The sequence below is a fragment of the Diaminobutyricimonas aerilata genome (genome assembly GCF_002797715.1).
Lineage (GTDB): Bacteria > Actinomycetota > Actinomycetes > Actinomycetales > Microbacteriaceae > Diaminobutyricimonas > Diaminobutyricimonas aerilata.
Map to the genome: position 1 here is coordinate 3,078,581 of NZ_PGFF01000001.1, position 17,460 is coordinate 3,096,040.

A 17,460-nucleotide genomic window follows, 5' to 3' on the forward strand; every position below is an offset into this window, starting at 1 on the left:
CCGTCCGCGGCACGACAGGGCCGATCCGCGACCCGCCGCACCTCACATCCGCCTGCCCTGCGTCGTCGTACAGGTGAAGCGCGAAACGGAAGGAGCGCACGATGACCGAGATCCTCATCATCGGCGGCGGGTACGCCGGGTTCTACACCGCCTGGAAGCTCGAGAAGAGGCTGCGACCCGACGAGGCCCACGTCACCATCGTCGACCCGCGGCCCTACATGACCTACCAGCCGTTCCTGCCCGAGGTGGTCGCCGGGTCGGTGGAGCCGCGCCACGTCGCGGTGTCGCTGCGCAAGCACCTGCACCGCACGCGACTCGTCGCCGGACGCGTGACCCGTCTCGAGCACGCGACGAAGACGGCCACGGTGCAACCCGCCGCGGGCCCGTCGTTCGATCTGCACTACGACATCGTCGTGGTGACGGCCGGTGCGGTGACCCGCACCTTCCCGATTCCCGGGCTGCTGGAATCCGCGATCGGGATGAAGAACGTCGAGGAGGCGGTCAGTATCCGCGACCGTCTGCTCACCGCCTTCGACCGCGCGGCCGTCCTGCCGCGCGGCCCCGAGCGGCAACGTCTGCTCACCGTCGTCTTCGTCGGCGGCGGGTTCTCCGGCGTCGAGGGTTTCGGCGAGGCGCTCTCGCTCGCGAGCTCGCTCGTCCGCCGGTATCCGGAACTGAGTTTCGACGAGGTGGCGTTCCACCTCGTGGAGGCGCAGGGCCGCATCCTGCCCGAGGTCACGGATGAACCGGGCCGGTGGGTGGTGCGCCACCTGGAGGAGCGCGGTGCGCACGTGCACCTCGAGACGCAGCTCGTGTCGGCCGTCGACGGGCACGTCGTGCTCTCCTCCGGTGATGAGTTCGACAGCGACCTCATCGTGTGGACCGCCGGCAACGCGGCGAACCCGACGGTCGCGAAGCACACCGACCTCCCGATCGATGCGCGCGGGCTGCTGCAGGTGCGCGCGGACCTGCGGGTCGGAACCGACGAGGCGCCGATCCCGGACGCGTGGGGCGCCGGAGACGACGCCGCCGTTCCCGACCTCGCGTCGCCGATGCCCGGCGCGCGCACGGTGCCGAACGCGCAGCACGCGGTGCGGCAGGGCAAGCGCCTCGCCGCCAACCTCGTCGCCGTCGTGCGCGGCGAGGAGCCCCGCGAGTACGTGCACCACAGCCTCGGCGTCGTAGCGACCCTCGGTCTCGGCCACGGCATCTTCCAGTACAAGCGCCTCGTCATCCGCGGTGTGCTCGCCTGGCTCATGCACCGCGGCTACCACGTGCTCGCGGTGCCGACGTGGGAGCGCAAGATCCGCGTGCTGCTCGTATGGATCGGCGCCGTGTTCGGCGGGCGCGACATCGTGTCGCTCGCCGCGACGACCGAACCGCGGCGCGCATTCGTGGCCGGTGCGGGCCCGACGGTACGGAGCGCCGATCCCGCCGAGGCCTCCCGCACGGCGGCGTGAGCGCGAAGGTATGGGTGGCGGGGACACCCGGCGACGCGGGAAGGTTGTGACGTGAGCGATTCCGAGCAGGATGCCGCGTCCGGGCGGGCGCCGAGCCTCGGCGACGTCATGGACGAGCGTCGGCGCCTGCTCGCCCTCGCGTACCGGATGACGGGCACCCTCGCCGACGCCGAAGACGTCGTGCAGGAGACCTACGTGCGCTGGTACCGCATGAGCGACGACGAGCGGGCGGACATCCGCAATCCGGCGGGCTGGCTCACCCGCGTCGCGAGCCGCGTCGCCCTCGATCAGCTGACCACCGCGCGGGCACGCCGCGAGCGGTATGTCGGCGAATGGCTGCCGGAACCGGTGCCCGCGGATCTCTTCGCGGGCACCGCTCCCGCCTCCGGCACGTCGGTCACGGCCCACGCCGCGACGGAGGACCCTCTCGACCGGGCGGTGCGCGACGACGCGGTGAGCACGGCACTGCTCGTGGTACTCGAGGCGATGACTCCGGCGGAACGCGTCGCGTTCGTGCTGCACGACGTCTTCGCGGTGCCGTTCGACGAGATCGCCGAGGTCGTCGGGCGATCGCCCGCTGCCGTCCGACAGCTCGCGACATCGGCACGTCGTCACGTCGAGCAGCAGCGCGCTGTCGCGGTGCCCCGTGCCGAGCACGACGCGACGGTGCGGGCGTTCGCCGCCGCCACGCGCGACGGCGATCTCGACGCGCTCATGCGGGTGCTCGCCCCCGGGGTGACGCTCCGGTCGGATGGCGGAGGTCGCGTGCGCGCCGCCCGCAACGCGATCGTCGGAGTGGACCACGTCGCGCGCTTCCTGCTCGGCGTCATGGCGAAGCAGCCGTCGCTCGTGTTCGAGGAGGTCGTCACGCCCGACGGGCTCGCGTTCGGCGCCCGCGCCGGCGATGCGTTCTACGGAGTGCTGAGCGCCGCCGTCGTCGACGGCAAGGTGCGAGACATCTGGCTCGTGGTGAACCCGGACAAGCTCAGCAGCTGGGTCTGACGCCCGCGGTCGGGCACCGGCGCCCGTCGTTAGACTCGGGCGCCGGAGGAGCGATGGGAACACCTGCAGCGGAGATCGAGCTCGACGCCTCGGCGGTCGGGCGGCTCGTGTCCGCGCAGCATCCGGCGCTCGCCGGTGAGCTGCGGTTCGTGGCGCACGGGTGGGACAACGACATCTGGCGACTCGGCGACGACCACTCGGTGCGGATGCCGCGTCGCGCCGCATCCGCGCCGCTGATCGAGCACGAGCAGCGGTGGCTGCCCCGCTTCGCCGAGCGGATGCCCGTGGCGGTGCCCGCTCCGGTCGCCGTCGGCGAGCCCGGCGACGGGTTCCCATGGCGCTGGTCGATCGTGCCCTGGTTCACCGGCACGCCGATGGACGGCATCCCCGTCGCGGCACGCGCGACGGCGGCGCGGGACCTCGCCGACGCGTTCGCCGCCCTGCACATCCCCGCCCCGGCCGACGCCCCCGTGAACGTGTACCGCGGCGTGCCGCTCGCCGATCGCGACCCGCTCGCGCGCGAACGGCTGCGCGAGGTCGAGCTGCCCGAGGCGGAACGCGCGGCGCTCACCGCGGTGTGGGACGACACGGTCGCGGCGCCGCCGTGGCCCTCCGTGCCGCTGTGGCTGCACGGCGACCCGCATCCGGCCAACATGATCCTCGACGAGCACGGCGCACTCGAGGCGCTCATCGACTTCGGCGACCTGTGCCAGGGCGATCCGGCGAACGACCTCGCCGCCGCGTGGCTGTGCTTCGACGCTGAGGCGCGCACCGCGTTCCGCTCACGACTCGAGGCGACCGGCGCCTACGACGCTCACATCTGGCGCCGCGCGCGCGGCTGGGCAGTGCTCGTCGGCACCGCCCTGCTCATCGCCTCGACGGGCACCGACCGCATGCTCGCGATCGGCCGGCACACGCTGCAGCAGGTGCTCGCCGACTGACCTGCACCCCGGGAACGCCGAAGGGCGGCGGACCCGATGGATCCGCCGCCCTTCGTACTGAGCGGTTACGCCTCGACGGCGGCCACGGCCTCCGGCAGCTCGCGCCCGGCCTGACGGCCCGTGGCGAACTGGAAGTCCGTGCCGTCGAAGTCGACCTGCACGTGGTCGCCCGCGTTGAGGCGGCCGTGCAGGATCTCCTCCGAGAGACGGTCCTCGATCTCGTGCTGCACCGCGCGGCGCAGCGGGCGGGCGCCCAGCGACGGGTCCCAGCCGAGTTCGATGAGTCGCACCTTGGCCGAGTCGGAGACCTCGATCGTCATGTCCCGGTCGAGCAGACGCTCGCTCAGGCGCTTGAGGAACAGGTCGACGATCTGCTTCAGCTCGTCGCGGCTCAGCTGCGGGAAGACGATCGTCTCGTCGACGCGGTTGAGGAACTCCGGCTTGAAGTGCTTCTTGAGCTCCTCGACCACCTTCGCGCGCATCGCCCGGTAGCTGTTCTCGGTGTTGCCCTCGATCGTGAAACCGACGGGGCCGCCCGTGATGTCCTTCGTACCGAGGTTGGTCGTCATGATGATCACGGTGTTCTTGAAGTCGACCACGCGACCCTGACCATCCGTCAGACGTCCCTCCTCCAGGATCTGGAGCAGCGAGTTGAAGATGTCCGGGTGCGCCTTCTCGATCTCGTCGAACAGCACCACGCTGAACGGCTTGCGACGCACCTTCTCGGTGAGCTGGCCGCCCTCTTCGAAGCCGACGAATCCGGGAGGGGCACCGAACAGCCGCGAGACGGTGTGCTTCTCGCCGTACTCGCTCATGTCGAGCGAGATGAGCGCGTCCTCGTCGTCGAACAGGAACTCGGCGAGCGCCTTCGCGAGCTCGGTCTTACCGACACCGGTGGGGCCGGCGAAGATGAACGAGCCCGAGGGACGCTTCGGGTCCTTCAGTCCGGCGCGGGTGCGGCGGATGGTCTTCGACAGGACCGAGATGGCCTCCTCCTGGCCGATGACCCGCTGGTGCAGGGCCTTCTCCATGAAGATGAGGCGGCTCGACTCCTCCTCGGTGAGCTTGAACACCGGGATGCCGGTCGCGTTCGCCAGGACCTCGGCGATGACACCCTCGTCGACGGTGCCGGATGCGGCCACGTCGCCCGAACGCCACTGCTTCTCGAGGCGCAGCCGCTCGCCGAGGAGCTTCTTCTCCTCGTCGCGCAGGCTCGCGGCCTTCTCGAAGTCCTGGTCCTCGATCGCCGACTCCTTCTGGGCGCGCACCGCGGAGATGCGCTCGTCGAACTCGCGCAGCTCCGGCGGGGCCGACAGGATCGACAGGCGCAGGCGGGCGCCGGCCTCGTCGATCAGGTCGATGGCCTTGTCCGGCAGGAACCGGTCGCTCACGTAACGGTCGGCGAGGTTCGCCGCCGCGACGAGCGCGCCGTCGGTGATCGAGACCTTGTGGAAGGCCTCGTACTTGTCGCGGAGTCCCTTGAGGATGTTGATCGTGTGCGGGAGGCTCGGCTCCTGCACCTGCACCGGCTGGAAGCGGCGCTCGAGCGCGGCATCCTTCTCGAAGTGCTTGCGGTACTCGTCGAGCGTGGTCGCACCGATCGTCTGCAGCTCACCGCGGGCGAGCAGCGGCTTGAGGATGCTGGCCGCGTCGATCGCGCCCTCGGCGGCACCGGCACCCACGAGGGTGTGGATCTCGTCGATGAACGTGATGATGTCGCCGCGCGTGCGGATCTCCTTGGTGACCTTCTTGAGGCGCTCCTCGAAGTCACCGCGGTAGCGGCTGCCGGCGATGAGCGAACCGAGGTCGAGCGTGTAGAGCTGCTTGTCCTTCAGCGTCTCCGGCACGTCGCCGCGCACGATCGCCTGGGCGAGGCCCTCCACGACGGCGGTCTTGCCGACGCCGGGCTCACCGATCAGCACGGGGTTGTTCTTGGAGCGGCGGGAGAGGATCTGCATGACCCGCTCCATCTCCTTCTCGCGCCCGATGACGGGGTCGAGCTTGCCCTCGCGCGCGGCCTGCGTGAGGTTGCGGCCGAACTGGTCGAGGATCTGCGAACCCTTGTCGGGGGCCTGGTCGTTGCCGCCGACGGCGACCTGCTCCTTGCCCTGGTATCCGGAGAGGAGCTGGATGACCTGCTGGCGCACGCGGTTCAGGTCGGCGCCGAGCTTCACCAGCACCTGAGCCGCGACACCCTCACCCTCACGGATGAGTCCGAGCAGGATGTGCTCGGTGCCGATGTAGTTGTGGCCGAGCTGCAGCGCCTCGCGGAGGCTGAGCTCGAGCACCTTCTTGGCGCGGGGCGTGAAGGGGATGTGCCCGGTGGGCTGCTGCTGACCCTGCCCGATGATGTCCTGCACCTGCTCGCGCACGGCATCCAGGGAGATGTTCAGCGATTCGAGGGCCTTGGCTGCGACGCCTTCGCCCTCGTGGATGAGACCGAGCAGGATGTGCTCGGTGCCGATGTAGTTGTGGTTGAGCATCTTGGCCTCTTCCTGGGCCAAGACGACGACGCGACGGGCGCGGTCGGTGAATCTCTCGAACATCTCACTCTCCTCCGGCGCCGAGCACGGGGCGGCGCCGATACAAAGAGAGTAACGACGCAGGCTGCTCAGTACTCCCGTGTTCGCTCGGGGCGTGACAGTCCGCTGAACGGGCTGGCAACGACCTGCGGATGTGCGGCAGATTGTGCGAGAACGTGCCCGATCCGGGCGGGGAGGATTCTGCATGCCGAACGACGACGACCCCACACAGCCGCTGCCGCCGGCCGACCGCATCCCGAACGGGGCGGACGGAGCCGGAGGGGCGGGAGCCGCAGGAACCGGAGCAGGGGGTGCCGGGAGCGCCGCCGCAGGCGGTGGTGCCGCGGGTGCTGCTGGCGCCGCGGCCGGCGGTGGTGCCGCCGATCCGGATGCGCCGACTCAGGCGTTCCGGCCCGGCGAGGTGGATGACGGGCTGCCGCCGACGGCGCAGCTGCCCGCCGCGGATCGCGCCTCGCTCGCCGACCCGGACGGCCCCGCCGTGGTCGCCCCGCACGTGCCGGTGTACGACGGTGCTCCGACCGAGCCGGTGACTCCGCCGCTCGGCACCCCGGTGGCGCCCGCGGCCGTGCCTGTGGCACCGGACGATGACGGCGGACGCGGCGGCAACCGGGTGTGGTGGATCGTCGGCGGTCTGCTCGTCGCGGCGATGATCGTGACCGTGCTGCTGTTGACGCAGGCGTTCGGCGGCCCCGCGCCGGTGGCGACGCCGAGCCCGAGCGCGCCGACGCCGAGCCAGGTCCCCACTCCGTCGCAGACCCCCGTGGAGGAGGAACCCGAGGACGAGGCGCCGGTCGAGGATGAGCCGGAAGAGCCCGCCCCCGCCCCGCCGCCCGCCGAGGAGCCCGCCCCGGCGCCGGAGCCGACGCAGCCGGACCCCGCGCCGTCGCAGCCGGTGGATCCGCCGCCCACAGATCCGACGCCGACGGAAGAGCCGCCGACCACCGAGGACGCCCCGACCACTCCCTGACGCGTCGCCGAGGGTGCCTCCATCCGACGTTTCACCACCGCATCCGCGCCCGATCCGTCGGATGGAGGCACGTTCGACGTCCGATCCCGCTCACGGGTCCGCCACGGACGTCGAGCGTGCCCGTTCGCAACGGAATCCGCCGCTTTCGCGCTCGTTTCTGTCGCGAACGGGCACGCTCGGCGGCTCCGCCTCCGTCGCGGCCGACACCGCCGCGCCTACAGTGCGAGCATGAGCACCACGTCGGGGATGGCCTCGAACGCCCGTTCGCGGGTTCCCGGTTTCGTGCTGTTCCTGCTCATGCTGGTCTACGGATGTGCGGCGATCGCTACCGCCTTCGGCGCCGGTTTGTCGATGTTCGTGGTCGACTCCTGCGGCGTCGCCACGGGTCGTTGCGCGAGCGACGCGATCGGAGCGCTCCTGCCGCTGACGCTCGGGTACGTCGCCGTCGTCTCCCTGCTCGTCTTCGTCGGCGTGGTCGTGAACCTGGCCCGCGGTCGGCGGACCATTTGGATCCCGCTGGTCGGGATGGTCCTGCTCGTCGTGGGACTCGTCGCGCAGAACATCGCCCTGTCGCTGTTGGTCGCGCCGAAAGGGTGATCCGGCGGGTACGCCGAACGTGCCTCGAACGGACGGATTCGGCGTCGCCGGGGGCGTGAAACGTCCGGAGAAGGCACGCTCGACGGTCCAGCGGACCTGATGCGCCGACCGCGACCGCTGCGGCGCCCGGGCCGGGCGTAGCATGCGAGCGTGAGCAACCTCGAGCGCGACCCGGCGGCGTTACTCCTCGAGTGCCCGGCACCGGACGGGTTCGAGCTGCTCGAGCCGCGGCTCGTGCCCCTCGGCGGACCGCGCGCGATGGAGGTACGTCGCACCCTGCCGCAGCGCCGCCGCAGTCTGATCGGCGCGTGGTGCTTCCTCGACCACTACGGTCCGGAACCGAAGCAGATGGTGGTGCCGCCGCATCCGCACACCGGCCTCGCCACCGTGAGCTGGTTGTTCGCGGGCGAGATCGAGCACCGCGACAGCACCGGCGCCCACGCCATGGTGCGTCCGGGCGAGCTGAACCTCATGACCGCGGGCCACGGCATCCAGCATTCGGAGGTGTCGACGGACCGGTCGGATGTGCTGCACGGCGCCCAGCTCTGGCTCGCCCTGCCCGAGGCTCAACGCGAGCATCCGCCCTTCTTCGAGCGGTTCATCCCCGAACCGGTCGAGGTCGACGACGCCACCGTGCACGTCTTCATCGGCGCGCTCGCCGGACGTGAGAGCACGGCCACCGTGTTCTCGCCGCTCGTCGGCGCGCAGATCGACCTGCCCGCCGGCGGGCGCGTGCGGCTCGCGGTCGATCCGGCGTTCGAGCACGGGGTGCTCGCGGACCGCGCGGCGGTGCGGATGAGCGGCCACGACGTGCCCGCCGACCACCTCGGGTACCTCCCGCCCGGCTCCGACGTGCTCGAGCTCGAAGCGGTCGACGGACCGGCGCGCATCGTGCTCATCGGTGGGGAGCCGTTCGGTGAGCGCATCGTGATGTGGTGGAACTTCGTCGGCCGCAGCCACGACGACGTCGTCGAGTCCCGCGCCCGCTGGCAGGCGGAGGTGATCGCCGGCGCCGCGGACGACGGCCGATTCGGCATCATCCGCGACTTCGACGGCCCGGCTCTGCCGGCCCCCGAGTTGCCGAACGTGCGGCTCGCGCCGCGCGGCTGACGCGCGTCGCGGTCAGCCCTTGACCGCACCGCCGAGGCCCGCCGAGCGCAGGAACACGCGCTGGAACACGAGGAACAGCGCGATCGGCACGAGCGTCGAGATGGCGAGCGCCGCGAGGAACACGTCGAGTTCGACCGACTGCTGGATCGCGGGCAGGCGCACCGAGAGCGGCTGCACCGCGGGATCCGGCAGCACGAGCAACGGCCACAGGTAGTCCTTGAGCGAGGCGACGATCGCGAACACCGACACCACACCGAGGATGGGCCGCGACATCGGCAGCACGATCGACCAGAACAGGCGCAGGGCGCTCGCCCCGTCGGTGCGGGCCGCTTCGAACACCTCGCGCGGCAGATTGTCGAAGAACCGCTTCACGAGCAGGATGTTGAACGCGTTCGCGGCGGCCGGCAGCCACACCGCCCAGTAGGTGTTGAGCAGACTTGCGTCCTCACCGAGCAGCGGCGGGCGCACGATCGTGAGGTACAGCGGCACGAGCAGCACGACCGCGGGGATGAACAGGGTCGCGAGCACCGCTCCTTCGACGATCCGCGCGTACCGCGGTCGCAGCACGGAGAGACCGAATCCGCCCGTCGTGGCGATGAACAACTGGAAGAACCACGACCCGAACGCGATCACGAGCGTGTTCACGAAGTACTGGTCGATGTGCACGTCGACCCAGGCCTGCTCGAGGTTCGCCCAGTCGATTCCGGTGGGGAAGAGCGCGAGCGGCTGCCGCAGGGTGTCCTGCGTCGGGGTGAGGGCCGCCTTCGCAAGCCACAGGATCGGCCCGAGCCCGGCGACCACGAGTCCGATCGACAGCACGAGGTGCACGAGCGTCATCGAGGCGCGCACGCCCGTCTTGCGCCGCTCCATGCTCGAGAGCAGACCGCGGTCCGCGGGGGTGTCGGATGCGCGCGCCATCAGCTGCTCCACTTCTCGGTGAGTCGGAAGTACAGGAACGAGAGCAGGGCGAGCGCGATCGCGAGCATCACGCTGAGTGCCGTCGCCTCGCCGTAGTCGCCGCCGAGGCTGTTCTGGAAGGCGTAGCGGTAGATGAGCAGCAGCACCGTGACGGTCGCGTTGTTCGGTCCACCTGCGGTGAAGAGGAACGGCTCGAGGAACACCTGCGCGGTCGCGAGCACCTGCAGGATGAGCATGACGAACAGCACCCCGCGCAACTGCGGGAGGGTCACGTGCCACACCTTGCGCCACACCCCGGCGCCGTCGACCTCGGCGGCGTCGTAGAGCTCCGGCGGCACGGCGAGCAGTGCGGCGAGATAGATGATCACGCTGCCGCCGGCCCCGGCCCACGTCGCCTCGAGCACGAGCGAGGGCATCGCCGTCTCGGAGGCCTGCAACCACGTCTGCGGCGGAACGCCGAACCAGCCCAGCACGGTGTTGAACAATCCGGTGGGGCTCGCGTCGTAGAACACCTTCCAGAGCAGCACCGCGACGACCGGCGGCACGACGACCGGCAGGTAGGCGAGGGCGCTGTAGACGCCCTTGCCACGCCGCACCTCGCTCATCAGCACGGCGAGCGCGAGCGGCAGCGGGAATCCGAACAGCAGCGCGAGCACCGCGAACCAGAGGGTGTTGAGCACGGCGGTGCCGAGCAGCGGGTCGGCGAGCACGTTGGCGAAGTTGTCGAGTCCGACCCACTCCCACGTGATGAGGTTCGTGCGCTGCAGGCTCATCACGACGGACTGGACGATGGGCGACCAGCTGAACAGTGCGAACACCACGATGGTGGGCGCGAGGAACAGCAGATTCGCGAGTCCCCCGCCGCTCAGCCAGGTCGCCGGCGATCGGCGTCTCCTCGCGCGCGGCGGCGCATCCGATGGGGGTGTGCGCGCGCTGTCGATGAGGACGGGCGCCTCGTCGATCGTCGTCATGGTGTGCCTTCCTCGCCGCGGGTGGGCGATGGCGACGGATGATGCGGGCCCGCCCGCAGCATCCGTCGCCTGTCGTCGTCAGTGCTATTCGCCGTCGAGGAGCGCTTGGGCGTCGGCGTCGGCCTTCTCGAGCAGCGCGTCGATGTCGGCGTCGGGGTCCGTCAGCACGGCCTGCACGATCGGGTCCAGCAGCGCGTAGATCTCCTGCGTGCTGCCCTTCGGTTCGCCGACGGGCAGCTGATCGAAGACGCCGTCGAAGAAACCGGACATCTGGTCGAGCGGCACGTTGATGTAGTCGGCGATCCACTCGCGTGACTGCTGGTAGGTCTCCTCGTCGAGCACGGGGAGCACCGGCGTACCGACGGCCTGGTCGCTCGCGACGAGCGCCTCGGCGTCACGGCGTGCGGCGTCCTCGTCGAGCAGCTTCTGCATGTAGTACCAGTCGATCCACTCGACCGCGGCCGCCTTCTCCTCCTCGGAGACGCTCGGGCTGATGACGGCGATGTCGCCGCCGCCGAGCGGACCTGCGTCTTCGCCCTCGAGCGGCAGCACCGTCAGTCCGTAGCTGTCGGGGTCGGCGGAGAAGTCGCGCACGAGAGCGGTGTAGACGTCGGAGCCGCTCGTGTACATGCCGATGTTGCCGGCCGCGAACTCCTGGTTGATGGTGCCCCAGTCGAGCAGGAAGTTGCTGCCCATCGACTCGTCCTCCCAGCGCAGCTGCTTGAGGAACTCGAGGGCGGCGACCGTGCCGGGGTTCGCGATCGTCGACGTGTACGTGCCGTCGCCGTTGTCCTCCTGGATGCGTCCGCCACGGGCGGCCGCCGCGGCCGCGAGCTGCCAGCCGCCGGTGTTGTTCGAGGTCATCTGGGCGTAACCGGCTTTGCCGGTGGCCTCGGCGATGGCGTCCGCCGCCTCGCGCACCTCATCCCAGGTCGTCGGCGGCGAATCGGGGTCGAGCCCCGCCTGCTCGAACAGGTCGCGGTTGTAGTGCAGGCCCATCGCGTACGCCTGCCGAGGGAAGCCGAAGATGTTGCCGTCGGCGTCCTGCACCTCGGCGAGGATCACCGGGTTGAACTTGTCGGCGTAGCCGAGCTCTTCGACCTCGGCCGTCACGTCCGTGAGCTGTCCGTTCTCGAGCAGCGTCTTCGAATCGGTGAACGGCACGGTGAACACGTCGGGAAGGCTCCCGCCGGCGAGCTGGGCGGCGAAGGTGGGGCCCTCCCACTCGTATTCGACGCCGACCACGTCGATGTCGGGGTTGTCCTTCTCGAACTGCTTCTCCTGCTCCTCGAACGCCTCGTAGGCCGCGGCGTCGGCGCCGGGCGGGAAGGTCGCGACGCGCAGCTCGAGCTTGCCGCTCTCGCCTCCGGCGCCGGTGGAGCACGCGGCGAGGCTCGCGACGGTGGCGACCGCGGCGAGGCTCGCGACGATCGTGCGGGGTGACTTCATCGTCTTGCCTTTCATCTCTGGTGGTTCTCCGGCGGCTAGTGCTGTGGTCGTAGCCACACCGTGGAGTCGGGGGGGAGCGCGCCGTCGTCGAGTTCGACGCTCGACAGCAGCACGGCCTCGTGCGCGGGCAGCGCGACGGGGGTCTCGGAGAGGTTCACGACGCACACGAGGCCGTCGCGGTCGAACGCGAGCACGTCGGGAGCGCTCGGTAGCCACGTCATCGCCTCGGTCGTCAGCGCGCGGCGCCGGATGCGGAGGGCGGCGCGGTAGAGCGACAGCATCGATCCGGGGTCGCGCTCCTGCGCCTCGACGGTGAGCGCCGCCCAGTCCGTCGGTTGCGGCAGCCAGGGCGTCCCGCCGAACCCGTACGGCGGTTCCGACCCGCTCCACGGCAGCGGCACGCGGCAGCCGTCACGGCCCGGGTCGATGCCGCCGGAGCGGTGGTGCATCGGATCCTGCAGCGCTTCGAGGGGCAGGTCCTCGACCTCGGGCAGACCGAGTTCGTCGCCCTGGTACACGTACAGGCTGCCCGGGAGAGCGGCGGCGAGGAGAGCCGCGGCGCGAGCGCGCCGGGTGCCCTTCTCGAGGTCGGTGGGGGTGCCGAAACGCTTCTTCGCGAACGCGAACGAGCTGTCGGCCCGGCCGTAGCGGGTCACCGGCCGGGTCACGTCGTGGTTGCCGAGCACCCACGTGCTCGGGGCGCCGACCGGCGCGTGGACGGCGAGCATGAGGTCGATCGACGAGCGCAGCTCGCCGGCCTGCCACGCCCGCGTCATGAAGTCGAAGTTGAACGCGGTGTGCAGTTCATCGGGCCGCAGGTAGAGGGCGAACCGGTCGGCATCCGGCAGCCACAGTTCGCCGACGAGCACGCGGGTGCCGTCGTACTCGTCGGCCACCCGGCGCCACCCGCGGTAGATCTCGTGCAGTTCGTCGCGGTCGGTGTTGGGATGCTCGCCGGGCGCGGGCAGCGCCGGCACCTCGGGCAGCGCCGGGTCTTTGACGAGCAACGCGGCGGAGTCGATGCGGATGCCGGCGACGCCGCGGTCGAACCAGAACCGCAGAACCTCCTCGTGCTCGCGCACGACATCCGGGTGGCTCCAATTGAGGTCGGGCTGCTGGGGGTCGAAGAGGTGCAGGTACCACTCCCCGGGGGTGCCGTCGGCGTTCGTCGTGCGGGTCCAGGTGGGGCCGGCGAAGTTGTTCGGCCAACGCGTGGGCGGCTCATCGCCGTTCTCGCCCTTTCCGGGGTGGAACCAGAACCGCTGCCGCTCGGGGCTGCCCGGCGGGGAGCCGAGCGCCTCCTGGAACCACCGGTGCTCGCTCGACACGTGATTGGGCACGACGTCGACGATCGTGCGGATACCGAGCGCGAGCGCGTCGGCGATGAGCGCCTCCGCCTCCTCGAGGTCGCCGAACTGCGGGTGGATGCCGCGGTAGTCGGCCACGTCGTACCCGCCGTCGGCGAGCGGGCTCGGATACCAGGGGGTGAACCAGAGCGCGTCGACGCCCAGCTCCTTCAGGTACGGCAGCCTCGAGCGCACCCCGGCGAGGTCACCGGTCCCATCGCCGTTCGCGTCCGCGAAGGACCGTACGTACACCTGGTAGATGACCGCGCGGCGCCACCACTGCGGATCGTCGGTCGGCGGTGCCACGGGTGCGTCGTGCGCCACGGCGGGGGCTGCGGCGGTAAGGACGGGTGCGTCCACAGGAGCTGCTCTCGGTCGGCGTCATCGACGGCACGGAAGGGGTGCTCGAAATGTAGCGATACCGACGAACTGATGCAAGAACTAAACTTTTGCGCGCAATATTGCAGTCGCTTGCGCCCGCTTACGCGTCAGGTGGCGCGTCCCGTGCTGCCGCGCACGACGAGTTCGGGCTCGAAGAGGTACTCCTCGGCGACGGCGGTTCCGCCCGCCAGCTGGGCGACGAGCAGCTCGATCAGCATCCGCCCCATCGGCTCGATCGGCTGCCGCACGGTTGTGAGGGGTGGGTCGATGCTGTTCATGAGCGCCGAGTCGTCGAACCCGACGACCGAGACGTCGTCCGGCACGTTCTTGCCGGCCCGACGGACCGCGCGGATCGCCCCGAGGGCCAGTGGGTCGGACGCGCAGATGATCCCAGTGGCTCCCCCGGCGATCAGGCGAGCCGCGCCCGCCTGACCCGCCTCGAGGTTGTAGTGGGTCGTGACGATGCGGGAGTCGGGCAGCGCGAGGCCGCTCTCCTTCGCCATCCGCTCCGCGGCCGCCCGCTTGCGCTGCGACGGAACGTGGTCGGCGGGACCGAGCAGCAGTCCGATCTCGCGGTGCCCGAGCTGCACGAGGTGCTTCCAGGCGAGTTCGACGGCGACGGCGTCATCGGTGGAGACGGTGGGGAACTGCAGGCCCGGCACCGGCGCATTGACGAGCACGGTGGGGATCTTGAGGTCGAAGAGGCGCGCGTAGTGGTCGTGCGGCGCCTCCCCTTGCGTGTACTGGCCGCCGACGAAGACCACACCCGACACCTGCTGCTGCAGGAGCAGGTCGACGTAGTCGGCCTCGGTGATCCCGCCGGCGCTCTGCGTGCACAGCACCGGCGTGTACCCGTGTTGCGCGAGCCCGCCCCCGACGAGTTCGCCGAACGCGGGGAAGATCGGATTGTGCAACTCGGGCAGGAAGAGCCCCACCAATCGGGCACGATCGCCGCGGAGCTTGCTCGGTCGCTCGTAGCCGAGCACGTCCAATGCCGTCAGCACGGCGTTGCGCGTCGCCTCCGATACCCCGGGTTTCGCGTTGAGCACGCGACTGACCGTGGCTTCGCTTACTCCGACCTGACGTGCGACGTCAGCCAACCGCCTCGACATGACGCAACTCTACGCAAGAACTTGCAAAGCGGTCCCGACCATCGCGCCCAGCCGGGCCGACACGCACCGAGGAGGCCGATCGACGGCTGGACCCACCCGCCTCTTGACCTTACTTAAGTTACTTACGAAAATGAACCGGGGGCACTGCCGCCCCATGGACTTCGAGAGGCATACGTCATGACCCACCGCTCACTCGACGGAGAGTGGAAGCTCACCGCCGTCTCCGGACAGGCCCCCGACGACCTGCGGGGGGTGGCGATCCCCGCGGTGGTGCCCGGATGCGCGCACACCGACCTGCTGCGCGCCGGCCTCATCGACGCGCCGTTCGACGGCGACAACGAGGCGGCCCAGCAGTGGATCGGCAGTACGGTCTGGCGCTACGAGCGCACCTTCGACTGGACGCCCGACGAGCATGAGCGCCACGACCTCGTCGCCGAAGGGCTCGACACCCTCGCGACGGTGATCGTGAACGGCACGGTCGTCGCGCAGACGCGCAACCAGCACCGCTCCTACCGCCTCCCGATCGGCCACCTGCTCGTCGCCGGTGAGAACACGATCGCCGTCGAGTTCGAGGCACCGGTCGACGCCGCCGAGCGGCTCGAGGCCGAGAACGGCGGGCCACTTCCCCGCGTCAACCACCACCCCTACAACGCGCTGCGCAAGAACGCGTCGAACTTCGGCTGGGACTGGGGCATCGACGTCGCGACGAGCGGCATCTGGCGCCCCATCGGCATCGAGTCGTGGAGCCGCGTGCGCATCGACTCGGTGCGCCCGCTCGTCGACGTGGCGGGCACGACCGGTGTGCTGCGCACGCACGTCGCTCTGCAGCAGCACGGCGTGCCGCACGACGTGCCGGTGACCGTGGCGGTGTCGCGCGCCGGGTCGACCGTCACCGCGAGCGGCGTCGTGCGCCACGACGGCGAGATCGTCGCGGTCGTGCCCGACGTCGAGCTGTGGTGGCCCCTCGGCCACGGCGAACAACCGCTGTACGAGGTGACCGTGACGGCCGGGGACTCCCGCTGGGAGGGCCGGGTCGGCTTCCGTACCCTCGAACTCGACACCCGTCCCGACGAGCACGGGCACCGCTTCGTGCTGCGCGTCAACGGCGAACCGGTGTGGATCCGCGGCGCCAACTGGATCCCCGATCACGCGTTCCTCACCGAGATGACGCCCGAACGCTACTCGCGGCGCATCGACGACGCGATCGACGCCAACATGAACCTGTTGCGGGTCTGGGGTGGCGGCATCTACGAGTCGGAGGACTTCTACCGCCTGTGCGACGAACGCGGCGTGCTGGTCTGGCAGGACTTCCTGCTCGCGTGCGCCGCCTACGCCGAGGAGGAGTGGCTCTCCACCGAGATCGAGGCGGAGGCACGCGAGGCGGTGACCCGGCTCTCGCCGCACGCGTCGCTCGTGATCTGGAACGGCAACAACGAGAACATCGTCGCCTACGCCGACTGGGGCTGGCGCGACGATCTCAAGGGCCGCACGTGGGGCGACGGGTACTACCGCCGCATCTTCCCGGGCATCCTGGCCGAGCTCGACCCGACCCGCCCGTACACGCCCGGCAGCCCGTTCTCGTTCGACGACTACCTGCGCCCGAACGAGGACGCCGACGGCACCGTGCACATCTGGGACGTGTGGAACCAGAAGGACTACACCGCCTATCGCGAATGGCGTCCGCGTTTCGTGGCGGAGTTCGGGTTCCAGGGCCCTCCGGCCTGGACGACCCTCACCGACGTCGTGCACGACGAGCCGCTCGACCCGTACGGGCACCAGATGCTCGTGCACCAGAAGGCGCACGAAGGCAACCTCAAGCTCGCGCGCGGCATGGCGGGTCACCTGCCCGAGCCGGCCACGATCGACGACTGGCACTTCGCGACGCAGCTCAACCAGGCGCACGCCATCCGGTTCGGCATCGAGTACTTCCGCTCGCTCACCCCGTACAACACCGGCTGCATCGTCTGGCAGCTCAACGACGACTGGCCGGTCGTGTCGTGGGCGGCGGTCGACTTCGAGGAGCGGCGTAAGCCGCTGTGGTTCGCGCTCCGCGAGGCGTACCGCCCGCGCCTCGTCACCGTGCAGCCGAGCGAGCAGGGACCGACGCTCGTGCTCGTGAACGACACCGCCGAGCCGTGGACGGGCGAGATCGTGTTCGAGCGCGTCGGCTTCGGAGGCGAGCGGATGGCCGAGGCCGCGCTGCCCGCCGAGGTCGGTGCCCGCTCGACCCTCGTCGTCGCGATCCCCGCCGACCTGGCGACGGCCGGCGACGCGGGCACGGAGGTGCTCGTCGCGACCGCGCCGGACTTCGGCCGGGCGATCCACGACTTCGCCGAGGTGATCGACCAGCGGCTCGACGCGGACCCGTTCGAGACGCGCGTCGAGCCGACGGCGACGGGGGCGCGCCTGACGGTGACCGCCCGCTCGTACGTGCGCGACATCGTCGTGCTCGCCGACCGGGCCCACCGCTCGGCATCGGTCGACGCGTCGCTCGTGTCGCTGCTGCCGGGCGAGAGCGCGGTGTTCGAGCTCACCGCCGACGGTCCGCTCGAGGCGGATGCGGTGACCTCGCCGCTCGTGCTCCGCCACGCGGGCCGGCTGGGCGCGTCGCAAACGGCGCGGGACGAGCAGAGCCTCGCCGACGCATCGGTCTGAGCGGATGT

General features: G+C 70.5%; 13 protein-coding genes. 7 read left to right on the forward strand and 6 right to left on the reverse strand.

The genetic code is table 11. From position 1 onward, the window contains the following. Positions 1-101: 101 nt before the first annotated feature. The 3 genes from CLV46_RS14685 to CLV46_RS14695 are packed head-to-tail and all read left to right on the forward strand — an operon-like array spanning position 102 to position 3,403. Complete coding sequence (locus CLV46_RS14685; protein WP_100365469.1) at positions 102-1,460, forward strand: NAD(P)/FAD-dependent oxidoreductase; 1,359 nt, start codon at positions 102-104, stop codon at positions 1,458-1,460. A gap of 51 nt (positions 1,461-1,511) precedes the next feature. Continuing rightward, on the forward strand, positions 1,512-2,462 hold the full coding sequence (gene sigJ / locus CLV46_RS14690) for an RNA polymerase sigma factor SigJ (RefSeq protein ID WP_342746122.1): 951 nt from the start codon (positions 1,512-1,514) through the stop codon (positions 2,460-2,462). Positions 2,463-2,515: 53 nt separating this feature from the next. Next, a complete protein-coding gene (locus tag CLV46_RS14695; protein WP_100365470.1) occupies positions 2,516-3,403 on the forward strand; it encodes an aminoglycoside phosphotransferase family protein in 888 nt (295 codons plus the stop codon). 65 nt (positions 3,404-3,468) lie between these two features. On the opposite strand, the gene CLV46_RS14700 is transcribed toward CLV46_RS14695, so the two are convergent. After that, a complete protein-coding gene (locus CLV46_RS14700; protein WP_100365471.1) occupies positions 3,469-5,949 on the reverse strand; it encodes an ATP-dependent Clp protease ATP-binding subunit in 2,481 nt (826 codons plus the stop codon). A 181-nt stretch (positions 5,950-6,130) separates the two neighbouring features. Here CLV46_RS14700 and CLV46_RS16740 point away from each other — a divergent pair, with 181 nt between their 5' ends. From CLV46_RS16740 to CLV46_RS14720, 3 genes are all read left to right on the forward strand, one after another. After that, positions 6,131-6,913, forward strand: a complete 783-nt coding sequence (locus CLV46_RS16740) for a hypothetical protein (RefSeq protein WP_157802349.1) — start codon at positions 6,131-6,133, stop codon at positions 6,911-6,913. Positions 6,914-7,141: 228 nt separating this feature from the next. Further along, positions 7,142-7,510: a hypothetical protein gene (locus CLV46_RS14715; RefSeq protein WP_157802350.1), complete on the forward strand. Its 369-nt coding sequence runs from the start codon at positions 7,142-7,144 to the stop codon at positions 7,508-7,510. 150 nt (positions 7,511-7,660) lie between these two features. Then, positions 7,661-8,620 carry a pirin family protein gene (locus CLV46_RS14720; protein ID WP_100365474.1) on the forward strand — a complete coding sequence of 320 codons (960 nt, stop codon included), beginning with the start codon at positions 7,661-7,663 and terminating at the stop codon, positions 8,618-8,620. Positions 8,621-8,632: 12 nt separating this feature from the next. Here the strand turns inward: CLV46_RS14720 and CLV46_RS14725 are convergent, their stop codons facing one another. From CLV46_RS14725 to CLV46_RS14745, 5 genes are all read right to left on the reverse strand, one after another. Continuing rightward, positions 8,633-9,538, reverse strand: a complete 906-nt coding sequence (locus tag CLV46_RS14725) for a carbohydrate ABC transporter permease (RefSeq protein ID WP_100365475.1) — start codon at positions 9,536-9,538, stop codon at positions 8,633-8,635. Continuing rightward, complete coding sequence (locus tag CLV46_RS14730) at positions 9,538-10,509, reverse strand: carbohydrate ABC transporter permease (RefSeq protein WP_211282208.1); 972 nt, start codon at positions 10,507-10,509, stop codon at positions 9,538-9,540. The genes CLV46_RS14725 and CLV46_RS14730 overlap by 1 nt, the downstream gene beginning before the upstream one ends. An 84-nt stretch (positions 10,510-10,593) precedes the next feature. Then, positions 10,594-11,958 (reverse strand): ABC transporter substrate-binding protein, encoded by a 1,365-nt coding sequence (locus CLV46_RS14735; RefSeq protein WP_100366087.1) that lies wholly within the window; start codon positions 11,956-11,958, stop codon positions 10,594-10,596. Between the two features lie 35 nt (positions 11,959-11,993). Beyond that, positions 11,994-13,664: a glycoside hydrolase family 13 protein gene (locus CLV46_RS14740; RefSeq protein WP_100365476.1), complete on the reverse strand. Its 1,671-nt coding sequence runs from the start codon at positions 13,662-13,664 to the stop codon at positions 11,994-11,996. A gap of 128 nt (positions 13,665-13,792) precedes the next feature. Then, complete coding sequence (locus tag CLV46_RS14745; protein ID WP_100365477.1) at positions 13,793-14,797, reverse strand: LacI family DNA-binding transcriptional regulator; 1,005 nt, start codon at positions 14,795-14,797, stop codon at positions 13,793-13,795. A 177-nt stretch (positions 14,798-14,974) separates the two neighbouring features. On the opposite strand from CLV46_RS14745, the gene CLV46_RS14750 reads away from it, so the two are divergent. After that, a complete protein-coding gene (locus tag CLV46_RS14750; RefSeq protein ID WP_100365478.1) occupies positions 14,975-17,452 on the forward strand; it encodes a glycoside hydrolase family 2 protein in 2,478 nt (825 codons plus the stop codon). Positions 17,453-17,460 lie beyond the last annotated feature (8 nt).

Coding starts and splice junctions, on each gene's coding strand:
- CLV46_RS14685 (WP_100365469.1), top strand. CDS start 102: ATGACCGAGATCCTCATCATCGGCGGCGGGTACGCCGGGTTCTACACC.
- CLV46_RS14700 (WP_100365471.1), bottom strand. CDS start 5,949: ATGTTCGAGAGATTCACCGACCGCGCCCGTCGCGTCGTCGTCTTGGCC.
- CLV46_RS14715 (WP_157802350.1), top strand. CDS start 7,142: ATGAGCACCACGTCGGGGATGGCCTCGAACGCCCGTTCGCGGGTTCCC.
- CLV46_RS16740 (WP_157802349.1), top strand. CDS start 6,131: ATGCCGAACGACGACGACCCCACACAGCCGCTGCCGCCGGCCGACCGC.
- CLV46_RS14745 (WP_100365477.1), bottom strand. CDS start 14,797: ATGTCGAGGCGGTTGGCTGACGTCGCACGTCAGGTCGGAGTAAGCGAA.
- CLV46_RS14725 (WP_100365475.1), bottom strand. CDS start 9,538: ATGGCGCGCGCATCCGACACCCCCGCGGACCGCGGTCTGCTCTCGAGC.
- CLV46_RS14735 (WP_100366087.1), bottom strand. CDS start 11,958: ATGAAGTCACCCCGCACGATCGTCGCGAGCCTCGCCGCGGTCGCCACC.
- CLV46_RS14695 (WP_100365470.1), top strand. CDS start 2,516: ATGGGAACACCTGCAGCGGAGATCGAGCTCGACGCCTCGGCGGTCGGG.
- CLV46_RS14750 (WP_100365478.1), top strand. CDS start 14,975: ATGACCCACCGCTCACTCGACGGAGAGTGGAAGCTCACCGCCGTCTCC.
- CLV46_RS14730 (WP_211282208.1), bottom strand. CDS start 10,509: ATGACGACGATCGACGAGGCGCCCGTCCTCATCGACAGCGCGCGCACA.